Source organism: Streptomyces hirsutus, assembly GCF_001418415.1.
Taxonomy (GTDB): domain Bacteria; phylum Actinomycetota; class Actinomycetes; order Streptomycetales; family Streptomycetaceae; genus Streptomyces; species Streptomyces hirsutus.
Genome location: NZ_LIQT01000220.1, coordinates 13,123 through 35,668, shown reverse-complemented (window position 1 = coordinate 35,668; position 22,546 = coordinate 13,123). Strand labels below are relative to the sequence as shown.

Annotated in this window: 10 protein-coding genes and 1 pseudogene; 4 read left to right on the top strand and 7 right to left on the bottom strand. The window is 74.4% G+C overall.

Features of this window, described 5'->3' with window-relative positions:
• Nucleotides 1-52 precede the first annotated feature (52 nt).
• The gene (locus tag AOK11_RS17930) at nt 53-12,562 is read right to left on the bottom strand and encodes a hybrid non-ribosomal peptide synthetase/type I polyketide synthase (protein ID WP_055594724.1); all 12,510 of its coding nucleotides are present in this window, start codon (nt 12,560-12,562) and stop codon (nt 53-55) included.
• A 246-nt stretch (nt 12,563-12,808) separates the two neighbouring features.
• Here AOK11_RS17930 and AOK11_RS17925 point away from each other — a divergent pair, with 246 nt between their 5' ends.
• Nucleotides 12,809-14,257 (top strand): WGR domain-containing protein, encoded by a 1,449-nt coding sequence (locus tag AOK11_RS17925; RefSeq protein ID WP_055594723.1) that lies wholly within the window; start codon nt 12,809-12,811, stop codon nt 14,255-14,257.
• 212 nt (nt 14,258-14,469) lie between these two features.
• The gene (locus tag AOK11_RS17920; RefSeq protein ID WP_055594722.1) at nt 14,470-15,192 is read left to right on the top strand and encodes an FAD binding domain-containing protein; all 723 of its coding nucleotides are present in this window, start codon (nt 14,470-14,472) and stop codon (nt 15,190-15,192) included.
• Between the two features lie 40 nt (nt 15,193-15,232).
• Here the strand turns inward: AOK11_RS17920 and AOK11_RS45040 are convergent.
• From AOK11_RS45040 to AOK11_RS17895, 6 genes and pseudogenes are all read right to left on the bottom strand, one after another.
• A pseudogene (locus tag AOK11_RS45040) lies at nt 15,233-15,439 on the bottom strand (hypothetical protein); the annotation flags it as partial.
• 6 nt (nt 15,440-15,445) lie between these two features.
• Nucleotides 15,446-16,924 (bottom strand): glutamate-cysteine ligase family protein, encoded by a 1,479-nt coding sequence (locus AOK11_RS17915; protein WP_055594721.1) that lies wholly within the window; start codon nt 16,922-16,924, stop codon nt 15,446-15,448.
• 409 nt (nt 16,925-17,333) lie between these two features.
• On the bottom strand, nt 17,334-18,176 hold the full coding sequence (locus AOK11_RS17910; RefSeq protein WP_276204827.1) for an SDR family oxidoreductase: 843 nt from the start codon (nt 18,174-18,176) through the stop codon (nt 17,334-17,336).
• Entirely contained in the window at nt 18,163-19,401 is a 1,239-nt protein-coding gene (locus AOK11_RS17905) for an NAD(P)/FAD-dependent oxidoreductase (RefSeq protein ID WP_206188876.1), read from the bottom strand. The genes AOK11_RS17910 and AOK11_RS17905 overlap by 14 nt, the downstream gene beginning before the upstream one ends.
• A complete protein-coding gene (locus AOK11_RS17900) occupies nt 19,398-19,604 on the bottom strand; it encodes a ferredoxin (protein ID WP_055594720.1) in 207 nt (68 codons plus the stop codon). The genes AOK11_RS17905 and AOK11_RS17900 overlap by 4 nt, the downstream gene beginning before the upstream one ends.
• Before the next feature lie 60 nt (nt 19,605-19,664).
• Nucleotides 19,665-20,906, bottom strand: coding sequence for a cytochrome P450 (locus tag AOK11_RS17895; RefSeq protein WP_055594719.1), 1,242 nt, complete (start codon nt 20,904-20,906; stop codon nt 19,665-19,667).
• Between the two features lie 255 nt (nt 20,907-21,161).
• On the opposite strand from AOK11_RS17895, the gene AOK11_RS17890 reads away from it, so the two are divergent.
• Together AOK11_RS17890 and AOK11_RS17885 are read left to right on the top strand one after the other, a co-directional pair.
• Nucleotides 21,162-21,677 carry a MarR family winged helix-turn-helix transcriptional regulator gene (locus AOK11_RS17890; RefSeq protein ID WP_055594718.1) on the top strand — a complete coding sequence of 172 codons (516 nt, stop codon included), beginning with the start codon at nt 21,162-21,164 and terminating at the stop codon, nt 21,675-21,677.
• Nucleotides 21,674-22,465, top strand: a complete 792-nt coding sequence (locus AOK11_RS17885; protein ID WP_079034927.1) for a response regulator transcription factor — start codon at nt 21,674-21,676, stop codon at nt 22,463-22,465. Before AOK11_RS17890 ends, AOK11_RS17885 begins: the two co-directional genes overlap by 4 nt.
• Nucleotides 22,466-22,546: the final 81 nt, after the last annotated feature.

Sequence of the window (22,546 nt, the reverse complement as noted above, 5' to 3'; positions counted from 1 at the left end):
GGGGCGGACGGCGGGAGCGGTGGGAGCGGTGGGGAGCCGCCTCGGCCGACGGTCAGTTCCCCGCCGTCGCCCCGCTCGTCACCGCGGTGTCCACGGCGTGACCGAGCAGGTGCAGCGGCGCGGCCGACACCCCGGCCCGTTCCACCGCGTCCCAGTGGGCCAGGGCCACCCCGGCGTCCACCAGGCCGTGCACCGGCGGCAGTTCGTGACCGGAGGCGTGGAGCAGGGACTCGAACCGGCAGGAGGCCAGGGTGCCCTCGAGCCAGGGCTGGGCGAGATAGCCGGCCGCCGCCGCGTCCGGCAGGTCCCCGGCGACCTCCCGGTCGGTGCTGCCGACGTGCAGCAGCCCGCCGCCCAGCACCAGGACGTCCTTCCGCTCCCGCATGCGGGAGAGGGCCCGCCCGGTGTCGAAGCAGTGCGGGAAGGAGTCGTCGACCACGATGGCCCCGGGCCGGAGCCGGTCGACATCGAGCACCGCGGTGGCACCGCTCACCGCCGTCACCAGAAGGTCCGCGCCGTGGACCGCGTCCGGCAGCACCCGCTCCGACTCCACGACCTCGAACCCGGCCGCACCGACCAGTCCCCGCTCCCGCAACCGCCGCCCCAGGGCGGTCAGCCGCGGCCCGCTGCCCCGCACATCGCACAGGAGCAGCCGCCGGGGAGGCCGGGCGGCCAGGGACAGCAGCAACTCCAGTGAGGAGGCACCGATCGAGCCCAGACCGGCGAACGCCACGTCGAGGTCCGAGAGGTCCCGGCCGGTGGCCTCCAGCGCCGCGTGCACCGTTTTCACCACGGACACGACCGTCGCCGCGTGCCCCGTCGTCACGGCCGCCGGATGGCGTCCGGACCGCAGCACGTCGAAGCCGTAGCCGGTCAGCGACGGAATCATCCCCGCCAGGGACACACATCGCGCACCCCGTGCGGCGGCGAGCGCCACCGCACGGGCGGTGTGCTCCACCAGCCCGGTGTCCGCCGCGAGTTCGTCGGCGAACAGCGGGACGGAGACGAAGCCGGACCGGCCCAGCGGCGTACCCACCGTCTCCACCAGGCGTGGGGTGCCGTCGGGGAACAGCATGGCGCGCACTTCTTCCCGGGGCAGCGCCGACGCGGGCAGGCCCGCCAGGTGCGCCAGATGCTCCGGCGCGGGCAGGTAGCCGACCAGGGCCGCGTCCATCGTGTCCCGCGTCCCGGGCCCCCGCGTCCCGGACCGGTGGGCGGCAGGCCTTTGTGCCAGGGGACCGCCCGTTTCGGGACGGCCCGTCCCCGGCCGGCTCGGTACGCCGCTGTCACCCGCCGCGGCCCGTTCGAGACGCCGGCGCAGTGAGCCGGCGAAACGGTCGAGCGCGCCGGGTGCGAACGCCGGGCTCGCGCCCCGGACCGTCACCCGCAGCCCGTCCCCGTCGGGCCGTACCGCCATGAACACGTCCGTCATGGACGACGGCGGCAGGAACGTACTGTCTCCCGCCTCCCACGACAACCGCGGAGTGCCGCCGGCCGCGGGCGCCAGTGCGGAGAAGTCGAGGAAGGTGAAGAAGAACTGGGAGGTCAGGGGAAGCCCGTCGGCACGCCGTGGGACCACGTCCTCGTGGGCGCGTGCCTCCTCGGCCTCGGCCGCCATGCGCCGCAGGGCGCAGGCGAAGTCCCCTGCGTCGGCCGGGTCGGTGCCGGTCGAGCCGGCGGGGGCGGGCCGCACCGGGACGGCCGAGGCGAACGGGCCGAAGATCCGGTGCGCGTCGGGCAACGCGCCGTCCCGGCCGCTCACCGCCAGTCCCACGATCAGATCGGGCCGGCCGGTCAGTGCCGTGAGTTCCTGGTGGTAGGCGGTCAGCAGAGGCACGTACAGAGTGGTTCGCGCGTCGGACGCGAGCGCGCGCAACGCCGCTGTCGGGGAGGCTCCGAGCGTGAACTCCGAGGAGTCGAAGCGGACCCCGCCGGTGGCGGCCCCGGCACGGTCCGTCGCGTCACCGTCACCGGCCACCGCCGCGGGGCGCAGCACGGGCGACCGGTACGGGGCGCACACCCGCGCCCGGCGTTCTGCCGCGGCCGCCCCGGTGACGCCGGTCCCGTGGCCGGTCCCGGCCGACCACCGGACATGGTCACGGAAGTCGCTGCGCAGCGGCGCGAGATGGGGCGTGGTGCCGCTGCCGCCCGCCAACCGGTCGTACACCTCGGTCAGTTCCCGCAGGAGCAGCGCCGCGCTGTAGCCGTCGCCGATGACGTGATGGGCGTGCACCAGCAGGGTGTGCTCCCGTGCGGCGAGACTGAGCACCTGAAGGCGCATCAGCGGCCAGGCCCAGGTCTCCAGGCGCCGTTGCGCCTCGGCCGTGGCCCGTTCGTCCACCTCCGCGTCGGACGTGACCGTCTCGAAGACGACCGGCAGACGCAGCGACGGGGGCAGTTCCTGCTGGACGGGCGGACGGGCACCGGCGGGAAAGACGGTGCGGAGCATGCCGTGCCGCTCCACCAGCAGGTCGACCGCCGCCTGGAACACCTCGGGGTCCAGCGGCCCGGACAGCCGGATCCGCGCCAGCCAGGTCCCGCCGCCCGGCGCGAGAGCCTCCGCGAGCAGGAACCCGCGCTGGCCGGGTGTGACGGGGAACGGGGACGTCCGGTCGTCATCGGCCGGAAGCGACCGGACGGCCGGGGGCGCGGTGACGGAGGAGGCCGAGGCCGTGGCGGCGGAACGAGGCTCCGCTTCTGCCGCGGCGGCGTCGAGGGCCGCGGACAGTGCCGCGAGCGTGCGATGACGGTAGACCACCGTCGGCCGCGGCAGCGGCGCTCCGTGCTCCGCGAGCCGGGCGAACACGCGCAGGACGAGCAGCGAGTCCCCGCCCAGGTCGAAGAAGTCGTCCTCCCGGTGGACCGATTCCACCCGGAGCAGGTCCGACCAGACCGCTGCCACGCGTCGTTCGGTCGCCGTGACCGGCGGGGAAGCCCCGTCGTCGTCCGGTGCCGCCGGACCGGACCGGGAGAACGGGCCCACCAGCGCCAGGCGGTCGACCTTGCCGGTGCCCGTGAGGGGCAGCGCGTCGACGCACGTGATCCGGGCCGGGATCATGTACGACGGCAGAACGCCGGCCAGACGGCGGCGCATCTCCCGGGTGTCGGGCCGGCCGGCCGAGGACCGGAGGGTGACGAAGGCGAGCAACTGCCCCTCGTGCGCCGTCACCACCGCCCGCGCGATCCCGGGGCACTCCTGGAGCGCCGCCTCGACCTCTCCCGGCTCCACCCGGTTCCCGCGGATCTTCACCTGGTCGTCGACCCGGCCGAGGAACTCCACGGTGCCGTCGGCCGACCGGCGGACCCGGTCCCCGCTGCGGTACCAGCGCCGGCCCGTCCGCACGGTGAACGCCCGTGCGGTCAGCTCCGGTTCACCCAGGTAGCCGGGGGTCAGACCGACGCCGGCGATGAGCAGTTCCCCCGGCTCGTCCGGCTCGCAGGCGGTCCCGTCGGCGCGGACCACTTCCAGGTCCGTACCGGCCACGGGGCGTCCGATCGGCACCTGCCGCACCTCGTCGCCGGGACGGGCGTCGAGGATCTGGCAGGTGGCGTTGACGGTCGTCTCGGTGGGCCCGTACAGGTTGGCGATCCGCGCGCCGTTCCCGAACAGGTCGAACCAGCGGCGCACATGGTCCACGGGCAGTGCCTCCCCGCCCACGTGCACCCACCGCAGCGCCGTCAGATCGGGCAGCCCCGCCCCACTGCGTGCCCTTTCCTCGGCGGCCGACAGCAACTGCTCCCACAGCGTGGGCACCGAACTCCACACGGTGACCCGCGCGCGCTCGACCCGCGTGAGCAGCAGCTCGGGATCCCGCAGCAGGTCACGCGGCACGGTCACGACGGTGCCACCGACCAGGAGCGGTGCGAGCACCTGGCGTACCGAGGCGTCGAAGCAGGGCGACGCGGTCTGCGCGAGGCGGTCGCCGGGGCCGTAGCCGAAGGTGGCGACCGCCCAGTCGAGGTAGTTCTCCGTCGCCCGGTGAGTGATCGGCACCGCCTTCGGGCGTCCCGTGGAACCGGAGGTGAAGATGACGTACGCGATCGCCTCGGCGTCGGACGACGCGGCAGGAGCGGCCGTGGCCGCAGGCGCGGTCACGCCGGCCCCGGTGTCCGCGTCCGGCAGGCTGTCGTCGGCGACGGGCACCGCCCGTACGGCCGTCAGAGCGGCGGCGGTGCGCCGGGTGGCGGCGTGGCACACCACGGTGGTCGCGCCGGTGAGGGCCAGTTGGCCGGCCAGCCGTGCGGTGGGGTGCTCCGGGTCGAGCGGGACCCAGCCGGCCCCGGCGCGCAGGATGCCCACGACACCGACGACGGTGTCGGCGCCCGGCTCGGTGAGCAGCCCGACCAGATCACCGGGACGTACGCCGCGGGCGTGCAGGCGTGCGGCGAGCCGAGCGGAGGCATGGTCGAGCGCCCCGTACGTGAGCGACGCGTCCGCGGTGCCCACGGCGCCCGTGGCATCGACGGCGTCCACGGCGACCGCGCCGGGTGTCGCCCGGAACCGGGCGAGCAGTCGCGCGACCAGCGGGACACTCCCGTCGCCCCGCACGGACGAGGACGGCACCACCGGCGCGGGGGCGGGGGCGGGGGCGGGGCCGGTGTCCGGCGACGGCTGCGACGGCCGCGGTGTGCACAGCGCGGCCAGTTCGGCGCGGAACTCCCGGTCCAGACGTGCCACGGTGGCCCGCCGGAACAGTGGCTCCGGATAGTTCCACGACAGCCGCAGCTGCGGGCCGTCCGCCCAGCACAGCAGACTCAGCCGGGTCGCCGCCGATCCGGTGCCGGCCGCGGTCGCCCGTACCTCCACCGGACAGTCGGCGGCCGGCTCCGCCGGGAAGCGGGCGAAGCTGAAGCCCGCCGGACTCACCGTGCGGTCGCCGAAACCGGTGTCGGTGCCGGTTTCGGTACCGGCACGTGCGTCGGTGTCGGCACCGGGCCGCGCGCCGGGCAGCAGCGCGGCCAGGTCCAGGCTGCTGAGCCCGGCGTGCCGCTCGTTCTGCAGCCATATCCCGCGCAACCGCTCCGCCAGGGCGACGACCGTCTCGTCGTCCGCCGTCCCACAGAGCAGGGGAAGGGTGTCGGCGAGCGGACCGACCAGCCGTTCCACGCCCTCGAAACGGTCCTCGCGACGTGCCCTGGCCACGTTCACGGCCACGTCCCGGCGCCCCGACCACCGCGCCAGACAGCGCACATACGCGGCGAGCAGCAGGTGGAACAGGGAGACACCCCGCGCGGCGGCCAGTCGTTCCAGGCCGGTGGTGAGATCCGCGCCGAGCTCGCCGTAGTACTGCACGATCGGGCCGGACGGGTCGGAGGCCGACGTGTCGGGAACGTCGTCGTAGGGCAGCCGGAGGGGTTCGCCGCGGGTGGCGAGCCGCTCGGCCCAGTACTGCCGGTCGGCCTGCCGCCCGGCGGATCCGGAGAGCGGCAGGCTCGACGCATACCGTGCGAAGTCCGGTGCGGGAAGAGCCTGTCGCGGACGCCGCCCGTGGTACAGATCGGTGTACGTGTGGCACAGCTCCTCGGCGAGGACGTTCAAGCTGTAGCCGTCCGCCGCCGCGTGGTGCACCACCAGCACCAGATGGGCGAGCCCCGGATCCTGGCGGAGCAGCACGGCCCGGACGGGCGGCAGCGCCGCCAGGTCGAACGGCCGGTTGCACACGGCCGTCTCGGCATCGGCCACCTCGTCGGAGGCGCAGTCGCGCACCTCGAACCAGTCCCGCAGCGGTACCGGAGGCGCCACACGTTGCACGGGCAGCCCGTCCGGGGCCTCCACCCGCAGCCGGAGCATGCCGTGCCGTTCGGCCAGCGCCGCCAGCGCCCGGCCCAGCAGACCCGTGTCGAGCGGGCCCCGCACGGTCAGCCGCAGATGACCCCGGGCGGGGAGGTCCGGACGCAGCCGGCTGCTGGTGTACAACGCCAGCTGTACGGGGGTCAGCGCGAACGCCCGTCCGTCGTCGCTCCCGTCCCCGGACGCGTGACCCGGTCCGTCTCCGAGTCCGCTCCCCGCACCCGTCCCCTGGTCCGCCGCTGCTGCCCGGGACGGCACACCGGTGCGGCCCTCCAGGTCCAGGTGGGCGGAGAGTTCGCGCACCGTCCGGTGTTCGAAGAAGAGCGTGGTGGGCAGCTGCCGCCCGAGCTTCCGCTCCAGCCTCTTGACGAGGTCGACGGCGCCCAGCGAGTCCAGCCCGAGCCGCAGGAACGGCGTGTCGTCGTCGACGCCCGACGCCGGGATGCCGAGCGACTGGGCCAGCAGTTCCCGCAGGACGACAGCGGTGCCGGAGGACACCGGGGGCCGGTGCCGGTCGGTGCCGGTCGGCCCGGTGGCGCCCTTGACGCTCTCGACGCCCGTGGGCCGCACCGGACGCGGTGGGGCGGCGGCCGGTCGGGCCCCGGGCGTCAGGTCGGCGACGACCAGCTGTGTCGCGCCGGTGGCGCACGCCGCGCGCAGCGCGGCCAGCGCGGGCGCGGTCGCCAGAGGACGGCCCCCGCCGCCCGCGCCGGAGGCGAGTGTCCCGGCGCCCGCGGCGACCGCGAGGCCCGTCTCGGCGAACGGACCCAGGTTCACCGAGAGCCAGGGCCGGCCCGCCAGGCACTCGGCTCCGGCGAAGGAGTCGAGGAAGGCGTTCGCCGCGGCGTAGGCGCCCAGCGCACCCGCCAGGCCGTGCAGCACCGACGACACCGAGGAGAACGCGACGCACACCCCCGGCCGCTGACCGTGCCGGTGCAGTGCCCCGGACAGCAGCACCGTGCCGAGGGTCTTCGCGCCCAGCGCCTCCACGGTCTCCGGCACGTCCGCCCCGCGCAGGCTGCCGGGCCGTACGACACCGGCCGCGTGGAACACGGCATCCAGCGGCGGCAGTTCGCCCACGAGCCGCTCCACGTCACCGGGCACCGTGAGGTCGGCCGGGACGTAGCGTGCCTCGGCGCCGAGACCGGCGAGCTCCTTCAACAGGGCCGCGGGCGGCTGCGGGGAACGTCCCGCCAGCACCAGGACCGGCCGGCCCCGGCCCGCCAGGTCCCGGGCCAGCGCGGATCCGATGCCTCCGGCACCGCCCGTGATGAGGAACGTACCGTCGGCCGGCAGGCGCTCCGGGTGGTCCGGCCCGCCCGGTTCTCCCCCCGTTCCCGGATCTTCCCCCGCTGCCGGCACGACGGAACGCACGAGGCGCTCTCCGGCCCGCCAGGCGATCGCTCCCGTCGCCTGCGGCGCCGTCAACTCGGCGGCCAGGCACCGCAGCCACCCTTCACCGGGAGCGCCGGGAGCGCCGGGAGCGCCGGGAGTGCCGGGAGTGCCGGGAGTGCCGGGGAGGTCGTGGGACGAGAGGTCCACCCAGTTCGCGACCGCGCCGGCCGACTCCTCCGGTACGGCCAGGGCCAGACCGCCCAGGACCGCCTGCGCCGGCACCGGCTGCTCCACGCCGTGCCCGGTGACGTGCGCGTCCTCGGTCACGACCAGCAGGCGGCGGGCTCCGGTCCGGTCCAGCAACGCGAGGGCGTCCTGGAACGCCGCGACCGCCTGCCGCAGCTCCGCGTCGAGGCCGCCCGCCGGGTTCGCGGGGTCCGGCGCGTCCTGGCGGACCCCGCGGCCGAGGAGGACCACGGCCTGCGGACGGACGTCACCGTGGTCGGCAGTGACCGCCCGTACGCCGAGGGCCGCGAACCCGTCCGCGGTCCGGCGTACCGCCGAGGCGTCCGCTCCGGTCACCAGCACCGGGCCGGGAAAGCCGGCACCGGGAGGACCGGTAGGGGGGAGACCGTCGCCGGACAGGGGAGCGGGCCGCCACTCGATGCGGTGCAGCAGCCCGCGCGCATCGGGCTCGGGCCAGTACCTGCGCCGCTGGTACGGGTACGGCGGCAGCGGCACCCTGCGGTTGCCCGCGTCGAGCGCCGTACGGTCGAGGGGCACCCCGCGCACCCACAGCCGTGCCACCGTCTCCATCAACTCCCGGGCTCCGCCCGGTGCTTCTCCGCCGTCGAACGGTGCTGCGGGGGCGGACACCACAAGGGCGCCGGGCGCTGCGCCGTCGGCCCGGCGTCCGGCGGCCACCGCACGGATCGGACCCGCGAGGTTCTCATCCGCCCCGAGTTCCACGAACGTGTCGTAGCCCTCGTCCAGCAGGCGCTCCACGGCCCGGCCGAACAGCACCGGTCGCAAGGCGTGTTCCCGCAGATGGTCCGGATCCATCCGGGGCTGCCACTCGGCGGTGAGCGTACTCATCACCGCGAGTTCGGGAGCCGACACCGTCAGCCTGTGCGCCGCACCGCTCAGAGCATGCGCCACCGGCTCCATCAGGGGCGAGTGGAAGGCGCGCGACACCCGCAGCGGACGGACCGTCGCGCCGCGCGCGGTGAGCCGCTCCGACGCCCGCCGGACCGCGTCCGGAGAGCCGGACAGCACCAGCCGGCCGGGACCGTTGTACGCCGCCACCGCGAGGTCGCCCGGGGACGCGGCCACCAGTGACTCCACCTCGCGTTCCTCGGCGCCCCGCACCGCGGCCATGGCACCCGGTGCGGTCGACCCGCCCATGAGCCGTCCCCGTTCCGCCGCGAACAGCACCGCGTCGGACAGCGACAGCATGCCGCCGGCACAGGCGGCCGCCAGTTCACCGACGCTGTGCCCGACCAGGGCGTCGGGCCGCACCCCCCAGGCGGTCAACTGCCGGGCCAGCGCGACCCCGTGTGCCACCAGCAGCGGCTGCGCCACCTCGGTCGCGGCGAGCGCGTCGCCGTCGGCGTCGCCGTCCACGCACCAGGCCGTCAACTCCCGCCCGTGCACGGCCCCCACCAGCCCCGACGCCTCGTCCAGCGTCGCGCGGTACACGGGTGCCGTGGCGTACAACTCCCGCCCCTGCCCCGGCCGCAGACCGCCCTGACCGGGGAACACGTAGACGGTCCGGGGCCGGTGCGTCACCGTCCCGGCGGCCGAGCCCGGCACGGGCGAGCCGTCGGCGGCGCGTACCGAGGCGAGCCGTTCGCGCAGGTCGCCGGCGGCCACGACGGCGAGACGGTGCGGCCGTTCGTCGCGTGCGGCGCCCGCCGCCAGGCAGACGTCGCCCTCCTCGGACTCCGGATGGTCGCCCAGATGGTCCGAGACGCGCGCCGTCCACGCGTCGAGCCCGGCCGCGCTGCCCGCTGAGAGGGTGAGCAGGCTCGGACCGCGACGGTCCCGGTCCTCTTCCCGACGGACCCCGCGCGGCGCGTGCGCCGTTCGCGGTGGGGCCTGCTCCAGGACGGCGTGCGCGTTGGTGCCGCCGAAGCCGAAGGCGTTGATTCCCGCCCTGCGCGGCCCGGACGACTCCCAGGCCGTCACCTCCGTCACGAGGGCGAACCCCGACTGCCCGACGGCGGGCGAGACCGGTGTGTGATGCAGCGAGGCCGGGAGACGTCCGTGCCCGAGGGCCAGGACCACCTTCACGAGCGAGGGAAGTGCCGCCGCGTTCAGCAGGTGCCCGATGTTGGTCTTCACCGAGCCGAGCAGCCGGGGACGGCCGTCCGGGCGGGCCGGGAAGGCATGGGCGAGGGACCGCAGTTCGATCGGATCGCCGACGGCCGTCCCCGTGCCGTGGGCCTCGACGTACGAGACCGACGCCGGGTCGACCCCGCACTGCTCGTAGGCACGGCCGATCACCTCGCGCTGGCGCAGCGGGTTGGGTGCCATCAGACTCAGCGACGTACCGTCGTTGTTGACGGCGGTGCCGCGTACGACGGCCAGGACCTCGTCGTCGTCCCGCTGGGCCTCGTCGAGCCGCCGCAGGACGAGGACCGCGCCGCCCTCGCCGGGCACGAACCCGTCGGCCGACGTGCTGAAGGCACGGCTGCGTCCGGTCGGCGACAGGGCCTTGGCCGCCTCCAGGGCCTGGTGCGCCGACGCGGTGAGGTGCAGGTTGACCCCGCCCACGACCGCGACGTCGCACTCGCCGTCCGCGAGACTGCGCCGGGCCAGATGCAGCGCCACCAGACCCGAGGAACACGCGGTGTCCACGGCGAGCGCCGGACCGTCCAGGTCGAGGCAGTGTGCCAGCCGTGCGGCGACCAGGTTGGGGAGATTGCCGGTCAGGGCCGTGGCGGTCGGCGGCGTGCCGGCGGTGTCCGCGTCCGCCAGGAGCTGCCGGTAACCGCTGTCGCCGACGACGGCGAAGACCCCGGTCCGCAGGGCTCGGCGGCGGGGCCCGGCGTATCCGGCGCGTTCCAGCGCCTCGTGGGCGAGCTCGAGGAAGACACGTGCCTGCGGGTCCAGCGCGCGCGCCTCCTCGTCGCCGATGCCGAAGTGGGCGGCGTCGAAGGCGGCGGGGTCGTCCAGGAACGCCCCCCAGCGTCCGGTCGCCTCGAGTCCCCTGGAGCCGTCCGTGCGCCGGCGGTCCGTGCCCCAGCGGCCCGGGGGCACCGCGGACACGGTGTCGCGGCCGGCGGTGAGCAGGTCCCAGAACTCCTCCGGCGTGTCGGCCCCCGGGAACCGGCAGGCCAGTCCCACCACGGCGGTCGCGGACGCACCGCCCGCAGCGGACGCGACCTTCTGCCCGCCCGTTTCCGCTCCGTCCGTCGATGTGCCGTCCGTCGACGTGCCGTGCGCCTCGACGACGTCCATGAGATGGTCGGTGAGCGTGGCGACCGTGTCGTTGCGCATCACCGCCGGACCCAGCGAGACACCGAGGGAACGTTCCAGCGCGGCGAGCGCCTCCATGGCCCGGAGCGAGGTACCGCCCAGTTCGGCGAACCGGTCCCGGTCCCCGAACGACGCCTCGGGCAGCCCCAGCACCGCAGCCCACGCCTCGCGCACCACCCGCCGCACGTCCCCGCGCGACCGGGGCACCGCACCCCGGCCCCCGGACGACGACGGCCGCCGAGGCCGTTCCACCGCACCCGAGTCGGCCACCGCACCCGAGTCGGCCACCGCGCCGGAACCGGCCACCGCACCGGAACGAACCGACGGCCGGTACCCGTCCGCCTCGAACCGGGACCGCATCCGCTGCCGCTGCACCTTGCCGCTCGTCGTCCGGGGGAACGCGGACGGCGGCAGCGCGAACACCCGCACGTCGTCGTGGCCCAGCGCCGCGCGGACCCGCCGCGCGACCCGGTCCAGCACCTCGGACGCGGTACGCGGCGGCCGCGCCCAGGCGACGAACACCACCACCCGCTCCCCACCGGTCACCGGATCGGTCGACCCGACCACCACCGTCGTCCCGGCCGGCACCCCCGGTGTGCCGGACGCCACCTCCTCCAGGTCCGGGGCATGGAACGTACGGCCGTTGACGAACAGGACGTCCTTGGACCGGCCACTGACACACAGCCGGCCGTCCCGGAGGAAGCCCAGGTCGCCGGTGCGCAGCCATCCGTCGGTGAAGGACCGCGCCGTCGCCTCGGGCAGGCCGTGGTAGCCGCGTGCGATCTGCGGACCGCTCACCTCGATGTGCCCCACCCGCCGGTCGCCCAGGGGCCGGCCCGCCTCGTCGGTGATCCGCACCGAGCAGCCCGGCACCGGCACCCCGACGTCCATCAGCTCCACCGGCTCCGCCGCGTCACCACCGGGTTCCCACTCCACCACGCGGCCCCGGCCGAGGGCGGCACGTTCCACGGCCACCGGCACGGCCACCTCGCCCAGCGGCGGGAACGCCACGGCCAGCGTCGCCTCGGCCAGCCCGTACACGGGCATCGCGGCCCGCGGATCCAGCCCCGACGCCCGGGTCCTGGCGGCGAAGTCCCGCCACACCGTCGCCGATATCGGTTCGGCCCCCACCGTGATCAGCCGGACCGAGCTCAGGTCCAGCGCGGCGAACACCTCCGCGGGAACCCGGCGGAGGGTCAGCGCCAGCGCGAAGTTGGCGGCCGAGAGGACGGTGCCCCGATGCGCGGCGGCCACGTCGAACCACAGGCGGGGGTTCTTCGCGAACGACAGGGGACCGATCTTCACCTGCTTGGCCCGCGCGGCCAGCGGCGCCAGATGCGTGCCGATGAGCCCCATGTCGTGGAAGTACGGCATCCAGCTGACCACCACGTCCTGCTCCGTGAGGGCGGAGGCCTCGGTCAGCTGCCGCAGGTTCGCCAGCACGGCCCTGTGGGTCAGTTCCACACCCTTGGGCGCCCCCGTGCTGCCGGACGAGAACTGCAGGAAGGCCAGTCCGTCCGGATCCGGTGCGACGGGGGAGGCCGGCGGCGGACCCTCCCGCAGCGCGTCCAGCCGCAGGACCCGGGCCCCGTCCGGGAGTTCGGCGGCCACCGGCGCGCAGGCCGTGTCCACCACGACCGGGGGCCGGCCGAGGTGCTCCCACACCGGCCGGACCCGCCGCACGTCGGGCGCGAGCGGCACCGGCACCAGACCGGCCGCGAGCGTGCCCCAGAACATGGGCTGGAAGTCCGCACTGTGCTCCGCGAGCACCGGAACACAGGTGCCCGGCGCGACGCCCGCGGCACGGAGACCGCCCGCGACGCGCAGCGACTCGGCCACGAGCTCCCGGAAGGTGACGGCCGTCTCGCCGCCGTCGCCCCGGACATGGACGATCAGCTGGTCGGGGGACTGGTGGGCGGCGTCCAGCAGGACATCCAGCAGGGTCGCGGTGCTCATGGGTCCGTTCGTTCGTGGTGAGTCCGAAGCCGTGGACGCGCGGTGGCGCCGGGGCGGTGAGGGGACGAGGCGGGGAGGCGGGGACGCGGGAAGGCAGAGGCAAGCGATATGTGGGACTCGCAGGAACCGGGACAGGTTGCTTCCGCGTAGGGATCACCGGCGGTCCATTGTCAGTGGTGCCGCCTACGGTTCGGACAGTGGGACCTGCCGGAACGGCCGGCGGCCCGCTCCGGGGAGGGGTCTGTCATGTCTGGCGGGTCGGTGTCGACGACGTATCTGGAGCTGTCGCAGGATGACGGCACCGCGCACAAGTTCTACGAGGTGACCGTCGACGCCCTGGTGGTGACCGTCCGTTACGGACGGATAGGGGCCTCGGGGCAGACCCAGGTCACCGCCTTCCCCTCGGCCGACAAGGCACGGGCCGCAGCCGCCAAGAAGGTCGGTGAGAAGGTCCGCAAGGGCTACGCTCCCGCCGTCCCCGGGCAGCGCGCGCCGCGCGCGGTGACCCGGCGTCAGGTGACGTCCGCCCCGTCCACCGCGCGTGCCGTGGCCCCCGTGCTGTGGCGGTTCGGCACCGGCTCCGCGGCGTTCGGCATCCATGTCGACGACGAGCACTGCTGGGTCGGCAACCAGGCGGGCGACGTGTACACCCTGGGCCACGACGGCCAGGTGCTGGCCCGCTTCAACCTGCCGGACGGCGTGAAGTGCCTGGTCGCCGACGACTTCTGGATCTACGCGGGCTGCGACGACGGCAAGGTCTACGACCTCTCCTCCAAGCTGCCGTTCGCGGCGTACGACATCGCCGCGGACGTCGACATCTTCTGGCTGGACATCCACGAGGGCGTGCTGGACGTATCGGACCGCGACGGCAAGCTCACCGTCATCGACCACGAGGACGAGCACCAGTGGTCCCGCCGCAGCCAGGGCGACCACGCCTGGATGGTGCGCGCCGACGACCGGGCCGTCTACCACGGTCATCAGCGTGGCGTCACCGCCTACGCGCCCGACGGCGGCGGCGAGTTGTGGCACACCCCCACCCGCGGCGGCGTGCTGTTCGGCTGGCAGGAGGACGACACCGTGTACGCGGGCACGGCCCACCGCGTGGTGCAGCGGCTGTCGAAGGCGAGCGGGGCCATCGAGGCCACCTACGCCTGCGACAGCGCCGTGTACGCGTGCGCCACCTCGCCCGGCGGCCGGTTCGTGTTCGCCGGTGACGCGGCGTCGTCCGTCTACTGCTTCGACCAGGACGGCACCCGGCTGTGGAAGCTCGGCACGGGCGGCGGCTCGGCCCTGTCGATGCAGTACCGGGACGAGCGGCTGTACCTGGTCACCACCGACGGTTCACTGGTGTGCGTCGACGCGAGCGAGGCGGCCGTCTCCGCGGCCCAGCAGGGCACGGTGCCGGTCGCGCGGGACGTCAAGCTCGCCGAGGCGCTGCCGGCCTACGCACCGGCCACGACGGCGAGCGCGGTGACCGCGGTGGCCCAGGCCCCGACCGGGTCGATCGTCGTCCAATGTGTTCAGGACTCCGGCCGCCTGCGCGTGCACGTGGTGTCCGAGGGGTACGACTCGTCGTGGAACGTGCAGTTCCCGCGCGCGATACGGGAGCCCGGAGCCCGCTATGTCGTGGACGCGCTGCACCCGGCGGCCGGCGGCTTCTACCGGGTCCGCGGTGACATCCGGCGGCTGCTCTGACCGCCCCACGGCCGCTCACGGGCGAGGGGCGGGAGAGGCGGAGGAATTCCCGGGGGCCGGACGTCGGTCCCCAGGGCGTACGACGGGCGCACACGGGGTTTGTGTGAGCTCTGTACGCGCCCCCAGGTCCGTGCGGAGAATGCAGTGTCCATGATCATGCAGCGGAGTGGCCGGTTCCGTCGGCCGAAGCCCAGGAAAGCAGGTCGACCGCCATGCTCTTGCGTCTGCCCACATCCCTGACCGAAGCGCAGAACTGCATGGCCGAGGGAGCGGTGCCCATCGGTGGAGCCACTCTCGTGTGGGCGCTCTGGCAGCGGGACGGCTTCCCCGAGCAGGCGATGTCCCTGCGCAGCCTCCCGGAGGCCACCGTGCTCGAGCACGAGGCGCTGGGCGCGGCCGTCCTGCTGCACCGCATCGACGACCGGGTACCGGAGGTCCTGCGCGGTGCGGCCTCCACCGTGGGCACCGGAGCAGTGCGCCGGACGGCCACGGTCGGCGGCAACATCGTGGGCAGCACCCTGCGATGTCTGCTGCCGGCGGCGCTCGTCCTGGACACCCGCGCCACGGCGCTGGACCGGGACGGAGTCTTCGAGACCGATCTGGCCGAGGTGGTGGCCAAGCGCCATCTGCTGCTCAGCCTGCGCTGGCGCACCCCGAGGGCCAGCGGATACCACAAGGCGCCGGCCGAGGCGGGCGGACCGCCGCCCCTCGTCGTCGCCACCGCCGTGCACGCCGAGGAGGACGGACGGCGCAGGGTCCGCGTCGCGGTCCGTGACGGCTACGAGGTGATCGGTGGGAGCGCGGAGTGCACGGCCGGGACGGACGAGACGCTGCGGGCCCTGGAAAGCACGGACCTCGGTTCGCTCCCCCCGGAGATCGGCGACGTGATGCGCAGGGAGGTGTCCGGGGTCCTCGTCCGGGCCGCCGACGGCTGACGGCTCCGGCCGCCGGAGGCAGCACCGGCCCCGGTACGGCTCAGCCGGCCGCGGGGACGTGCCGGGTCGTGGGGTCCCGGACACCGGACCGGCGCAGCGACTGCGGGCGGTGCAGGTAGATCTCGTCGATCTCCGGGAGGACGGCGAGCGCCGGGCGGCGGCCGTCGGCCGCCGTGTCGTCGAAGAACGGTGCGTCCGTCAGGACGCGGGTGTGCCCGTCGACGCGCAGGACCTCCTTGCCACCCGGCCCGGGTCAGTCGACGGGCCAGGTGTGCACCGGGGCGTTGAGGTGCATGTAGTCGATGTACTGCTGCGTCATCCGGCGCAGGGCCTCATGGCGGCCGCAGTGGGCGGTGGCGTCGATGTGGTGGAACATCTCCTTCTGCCACACCGCCCCGTTGCGCCCGGTGACGCAGCGCTGCTCGATGATGCCGAGCAGGGGCTCCCGCCAGGCCTCGTCCATCCCGGAGAGTTCCAGCCCGCGGTGCGCCAGCGGCAGCAGCCGCCGCAGCACCAGCTCGGCCACCGGCACCTCGCCCATCCCGGGCCAGTACAGCCGGGCCTCGATGCCGTGCCGTGCCGCAGTGTGCAGGTTCTCCTCGGCGGCCGAGAAGGACATCCGGGACCATACGGGCCGTTCCTCCTCCGCCAGGGCGCGGGTGAGCCCGTAGTAGAAGGCGCCGTTGGCCAGGGTGTCGGCGACGGTGGGGCCGGCCGGCAGCACCCGATTCTCCACCCGCACATGCGGTTTGTCGTGCGAGATGGCGTAGACCGGGCGGTTCCAGCGGTAGATGGTGCCGTTGTGCAGGGTCAGCTCGCCCAGCTCGGGGATGTCGCCCCGGTCCAGCGTCTCGGCGGGATCCTGCTCGTCGCACAGCGGGAGCAGTGCCGGGAAGTACCGCAGGTTCTCCTCGAAGAGGTCGAAGACGCTGTTGATCCACCGCTCCCCGAACCACACCCGGGGCCGTACCCCCTGCACCTTGATCTCCTGGGAACGGGTGTCGGTGGCCTGTTCGAACAGCGGGATGCGGGTCTCGTGCCACAGTTCCTTGCCGAACAGGAACGGCGAGTTGGCGGCCAGGGCGACCTGGACCCCGGCGATCGACTGCGCCGCGTTCCAGTAGTCGGAGAACTGCTCCGGGTACACCTGGAGGTGGAACTGGGTGCTGGTGCAGGCGGCCTCGGGAGTGATCGTGTCCGCGTAGGTGCGCAGCCGGTCGACGCCGTCGACCTCGATGTGCAGGTCCTCGCCCCGGGCCGCGAAGATCTGGTCGTTGAGCAGCCGGTAGCGCGGGTTCTCCGACAGCGCCGACTCACCCGCGTCCTCCTGCCGCAGCGTCGGCAGGATCCCGGTCATGATCAGATGCGTGCCGACCGACTTCGCGCGCTTCTCGGCGTGGTTCAGCGCGGTACGGATCTCGGACTCCCAGGAGTCGGGGCCGCCCGCCGTCAGCCGCCGCGGCGGAACGTTGATCTCGAGGTTGAACCGGCCCAGCTCCGTGGACCAGGCGGGGTCCGCGATCACTTCGAGCGCGTCGCTGTTGCGCATCGCCGGCTCCGCCCGGTCGTCGACCAGGTTCAGCTCGATCTCCAGCCCCACCTGGGGCCGCTCGGACTCGAAACGTGCCTCCCGCAGCATCTGCGCGAACGTGTCGAGGCACTCCTGCATCTTGATCCGGTACCGGCGACGGTCCTCACGGGTGAACACCAGCGCCGGGACATCGCGTCCCATCGCATTCCCTCCCGGCTGCCGTCCGCGGACGCTTCTCCACCCCAGCGTCGCACCACCGGCCGCCTCCGACCACGCGGGACGGGATCCACCGCGGGACCGGATACTCCTTACCCGTCCGGGGTACCCGGCCGCGTCCGGGGCCCGCGGTCGTTCGTACGGCGGTACGCGCGTCGCACGGGCGGGACGGCAGGGGCCGCCGCCGACCGCCCGCCACCGGACACCCCGCCCCGGCGAGTCCGCTTCACCCACGCATCCTCCGGACCGGATGCGCAGCGCCCAGGCATCGCCGCCACGGCGAACCCGGGTAGGGCCGGCTACGCCCCGGCTCCCCGGCCGCCCTCTTGACGCACCCTCATCCGCAGGGAGCAGCCGGGCTCGCGCTCTGCCCCTCCCCGGCCCCGTGGTGCCGTCACCCGCGGGGCATGTGGTGTCGGATCCATGCCGTCTGGCCGCCGTCGACGAGCAGGTCGGCGCCGGTGATGTACGAGGAGCGCGGATCCGTGAGGAAGGCCACCGCGTCGGCGATCTCGGCGGGCGTACCGGGGCGGCCCGCGCCGCACGCGTCGAGCATCCTCATCATGTGCCCGTCGGAGTCCGCGTCGGCCTCCGCCTTCGCCATCGCGGTGGCGACGACGCCCGGACTGACCGTGTTGACGCGGGCGCCGAGCCGGCTCCACGCGGGGGCGGCGGCCTGCACCCGCAGGAGATTCGCCCGTTTGGCCAGGATGTAGGCGGCCGTCGGATCGTCGCCGAGGCCGGTGACCGCGTCCAGGCCCAGCAGCCGGTCCGCGGGTGCCGTCGCCAGGGCGGCCTCGTCCTCGGCGCCGATCGAGGCCATGTGCCCGGCGACGCTGGCGACGCAGACCAGCGACGTGCCACCAACGGCCACCTGCTCGAAGCCCTCGATGACATACACCGTGCCGAGCAGGTCGACCTCGAGGATCTCGGACACCGAAGCGGTCGCGGCGGCCACCCCGGCCGTGTGCACGACGGCTGTGATCCGCCCCGCCCCGGCCGCGGTCCGGGCCAGCCGCTCCACCGCCGCGCGGTCACGGACGTCGGTCGGCACGCCCCGTACCGCGTACCCCTCGGCGCGCAGGGCGTCCACCGTCCGGTCGAGCCGTGTCCGGGACGCGTCGGCGAGGATCAACGTCCGCCCGCTGCCCAGCCGCCGGGCGACCGCCGACCCCATCCCGCCCGCTCCGGTGACGACGACCACGTCACGCGGCTGGTCGTCCCTACTGCCGTGCACGGGCGGTCTCCCTGCCGTGGTGGTCACCGATGCCGATGGGGCCGTCGGGGGCGGCGGCCTCGTCCCGTACGGCCTCGTGCCAGGCCGTACCGTCCGCGACGGCCTTCCGCCAGGCGCGGACGACCCCGGGCGGCATGCCCACCGCCAGGGCGCCGGTGAGCCTCCCGCCCCTGCGGTAGGCGGCGACGAACCGCCGCTCGGCCATGTCCCCGTCCACGACGGCGACTTCGTCATGGCCGCGCAGACAGCCGTGAGCCTGGATCCGCAGGCCGTACTGGTCGGACCAGAAGTACGGAACCGGCGCGAACGGCGTGCGCGCCTCCGGCGGGGCGAGCAGGTTGCGCGCGGCGGCCATGCCCTGCTCGGCGGCGTTCGTACGGTGCTCGATCCGCATCGACGTCCCGAACAGCGGGTTGTACCAGCGAGCGACGTCACCGGCCGCGTACACCCCCGGCGCCGCCTCGCAGTACTCGTCGCAGACGACGCCGTCGCCGAGCGCCAGCCCGCTGTCCGCGAGCCAGCCGGTGTTCGGCAGCGAGCCGACGGCGACCAGGATCTCGTCGGCCTCGACCACCTCGCCGTCGGCCAGCCGCACGCCGTCCTCGACCACCTCCGTCACGGTGACCGAGGTGCGCAGCTCCACGCCGTGCTCGAGATGGACCCGGGAGAGCATCCCGCCGACCTCGGTGCCGACGGCGTGGGCCAGCGGGACGGGAGACGGCTCGAGCAGGGTGACGTGGACGCCCAGGCCCCGGGCGACGGCGGCGGCCTCGGCACCGAGGAATCCGGCGCCCACCACGACGAGCCTGGTGCCCGGCGTCAGCACGTCACGCAGCGCGAGGGCGTCGTCCAGCGTGCGCAGGACGTGCGCGCCCTCGCCGGGCAGCCGCCGGGGCCGCACGCCCGTGGCCACGATGAGCCCGTCGTACGGCACCCACGACCCGTCGGCCAGGCGGACCGCACGGTCCGCCAGGTCCAGCCCGGTCGCCGCCGTCCCCCACCGCAGGTCCAGGTCCAGGGCGTCGAGGTCCTCGTCCCGGCGCAACGGCAGCCGCCCGGCCGGCCACGTGCCGGAGAGGATCTGCTTGGACAGGGGAGGGCGGTCGTACGGGGCGTGCGGCTCGTCACCGACGAGGGTGAGCGGGCCGTCGTGGCCCGCCCGGCGCAGGGTCTCGGCCGCCGCGAGTCCGGCGGCCGAGGCGCCGACGACCACGATGCGTCTCACCGTTCCACCAGGCGGATCGCCGCGGCCGGGCAGACCGCCTCGGCCTGGCGCGCGTCGTGGAGCAGTTCCTCACCGGGGTACTCCTCCAGCAGGACCGCCACGCCGTCCTCGTCCCGCTGGTCGAAGACGTCGGGGGCGGCCAGGGCGCACTGTCCCGACGCCACGCACTTCGGTTCGTCCAGTTCCACACGCGTCGTCGTCACTCGGTCGGTCCTTCCGGTTCTGCCGGTCGTGCTGTGTGTGGGGCGGCGGGGCGGAGCCGGTCACCAGGTGACGGGCAGGCTGTGGACGCCGTACGTCGTCCCGGTGCGGTCGAAGGAGAGGTCCTCGATCGGGGCGGCCGCGCGCAGGGTGGGGATGCGGCGGTAGAGGGTGCCGTAGGCGACCTGGAGTTCCAGCCGGGCCAGGTTCTGGCCCAGGCACTGGTGGGGTCCGTAGCCGAACGCCTGGTGGATCCGGGCGGGGCGGGTGAGGTCCAGCCGCTCGGCCTCGGAGAACGCCTCCGGGTCCCAGTTCGCCGCGTGCAGGTCGAAGACGATGCCCTCGCCCTTGCGGATGACCACCGAGCCGATCCCGATGTCCTCCTTGGCGACCCGGCGCACACCGGTCTGGACGATGCTCAGGTACCGCAGCAGCTCGTCCACCGCGTTCGCGATCAGCTTCGGGTCACCGGTCTCCCGCAACAGGGCGAGCTGGCCGGGGTGTTCGAACAGCGCCAGGGTGCCGAGGCTGATCATCGTCGCGGTCGTCTCGTGGCCGGCGATCAGCATCGCCACGCCCATGTGGACGGCCTCGGTGTGCGACATCTCCCCGTCGCGGACCCGGCCGGCCATCTCGGAGAGCACGTCCTCGCCCGGGTCGTCCGTCTTCCGCTTGATCAGGTCGTCCAGATAGGCGGCCAGCTCACCGCTGACCCTCCGGGCCTCCTCGGGCGCCGAGGCGCCGTCCAGGATCAGGCTGCTGCTGCGCTGGAAGAAGCCGTGGTCCTCATAGGGCACCCCGAGCAGTTCGGCGATGACCAGAGACGGCACCGGCAGCGCGAACGCCGTGAGCAGGTCGACCGGGCGGGGGCCCGCCAGCATCGTGTCGATCAGGTCGTCGACGATCTTCTGGACCGGGGCCCGCATCTTCTCGATCCGCTTGACCAGGAACGGGCCGTTGACGGTCCGGCGCAGCCGGGTGTGCTCCGGCGCGTCCGTGTTCGTGATCAGCCGGGGGGTGACCGGGGCGATCATCGCCCGGTGGGCGTTGACATGGGGGAAACCGGGGTCGAGGTCGTCGTCGCTCACCCGGGGGTCGGGCAGCAGGGCGCGCTGGTCGGCGTGCCGGGTGACCAGCCAGGGCGTACTGCCGTTCCAGATGCGGACCTTTGTGATCGGGCGCTCCGCCCGCAGCTCCTGCGCGGCCGGGGCCGGGGCCAGAGGGCACTGCGCCGCCCGCGGCAGCGGATACTCGGGTAATTCCTCGGCGGCGCCGCCGGCAGGGCGGGACAGGGCCTCGGACATGGCATCTCCTACAGGACGTGGGGGAGCGCTTCCGGCTGGAACGGCCGTAGAGGAAGCAGGAGTTGTGGGATCGGAAAGCTCGGCCACCGGGCATGGAAGCGGAGCAGGCTGACACCTTCCGGTCAGTTTCCTGACCTCAGCCTGACGTGATTCAAGTCACATGGGGGGTTCGACGGTGGAGTGGAGGTGACGCGGGAGTAAGAAGGCCCGTGTCCCGCCTTGCTTAACTTAGTCAAGTAACTCTACGGTGACCGCATGCCCACCCCGCAGCCCACAGTGGTACCCGCGCCCACAGGGGTGCCCCTGCCCGCCTCGCCGGATCCGGTCGGGATCGAGCGGGCCCTCGCCCGTGTCACCCACCTGGTGGGCCGGGTCCGGCAGCACGAGCGCCCGACGGCCGTGGCCGGGCTGTCGCTGGACCGGGCCGCCGCGGCGATCCTGCGGCACGCCGCCGGGAGTGATCCGCTGCGCCCCGGGACGCCGGCGGCCCGCCTGTCCGTGGAGGCATCCCCTGTCACCCGGCAGCCGGGACGGTTGGAGAAGGACGGCCGCGTACAGCGGGTCCCCGATCCGGAGGGCCGGCGGGCCCCGCGCGTCCGGCTCACCGAGACCGGACTGACCGCCGCCGACCGGATACGGGAGGTGAACCTCCGGGGCATGCGGGTGGCGCCGGCGGACCGGCCGCCCGAGGACCTCCGTCTGCTCGCCGAGCTCTTCCCCCGCATGGTGGGCGACTTCGTCGCCCGAGCCGAGGCCGGCATCGAGCCATGACGCCCACGTCCCACCCGGACGGCCTCCCCGCGCACCGGAGCACCGGCTGTCCGGCGGGCCGCGTCCTCGGAGAGGGACCGTCGTCGCCCCGCGGCGACGGGCGGCACGTCCTGGTGGTCGAGCAGGACCCCTCGGTGACCGAACTGATCGCCACCGCCCTCGAGTTGGTGGGCCATCGGGTCTGCACCGCGGCAACCGCGGCCGACGGGATGGTGCGGTTCACGGAGCACCGCTTCGACCTGGTGGTCCTGGACGCCACCCTGCCCGACCTGACCGGCTTCACCCGGGGGCGGCGCGTGGCGCCCGCGGACCGGCCGCCGCTGCTGTTCCTGACCACCTGCGACCTCCTCCACAGCCTCCTGCCCGAACTCGGCCCGGGCGGCGAGGACTACGTCACCAAGCCGGTGCGGATCGCCGAAGTCCTGGCCAGGGTCCAGGTCCTGCTGCGCGGCCGCGCCCCCGAGCAGCAGGGGATGCACCGCTACGGCGACCTGGTCCTGGACGACGCCACCTGCCAGGCATGGCGCGGGTCCAGACAGCTCGACCTCACCCCCGCCGAGTACCGGCTCCTGAGCCACCTGCTGGCCAACGCCGAACGCGTGCTGTCGAAGGAGCAGATCAGCCGGCACGTGTGGGGCGAGTACCGCGCCAACTCGGCCATCGAGAAGCTCGTCTCCCGCCTGAGACACAAGGTGGACAAGGAACACCCCGCACTGATCCGCACCCGCCGGGGCTTCGGCTACTGGCTCGGCCACCCCGGCCGTCGGGACGCCGCCCCCGCGCGCTGACGTGCCCCACGGCGCCGAAGCGGAGACCCCGCCCGGCGCGGGACGAGTGGCCCGGCTCACATGGCGCACCGGGCCCGCCAC

What these genes read in the sequence shown, in the direction of transcription:
- AOK11_RS17930 (WP_055594724.1), bottom strand. Translation starts at nt 12,562, where the DNA reads ATGAGCACCGCGACCCTGCTGGATGTCCTGCTGGACGCCGCCCACCAG.
- AOK11_RS17925 (WP_055594723.1), top strand. Translation starts at nt 12,809, where the DNA reads ATGTCTGGCGGGTCGGTGTCGACGACGTATCTGGAGCTGTCGCAGGAT.
- AOK11_RS17920 (WP_055594722.1), top strand. Translation starts at nt 14,470, where the DNA reads ATGCTCTTGCGTCTGCCCACATCCCTGACCGAAGCGCAGAACTGCATG.
- AOK11_RS17915 (WP_055594721.1), bottom strand. Translation starts at nt 16,924, where the DNA reads ATGGGACGCGATGTCCCGGCGCTGGTGTTCACCCGTGAGGACCGTCGC.
- AOK11_RS17895 (WP_055594719.1), bottom strand. Translation starts at nt 20,906, where the DNA reads ATGTCCGAGGCCCTGTCCCGCCCTGCCGGCGGCGCCGCCGAGGAATTA.
- AOK11_RS17890 (WP_055594718.1), top strand. Translation starts at nt 21,162, where the DNA reads ATGCCCACCCCGCAGCCCACAGTGGTACCCGCGCCCACAGGGGTGCCC.
- AOK11_RS17885 (WP_079034927.1), top strand. Translation starts at nt 21,674, where the DNA reads ATGACGCCCACGTCCCACCCGGACGGCCTCCCCGCGCACCGGAGCACC.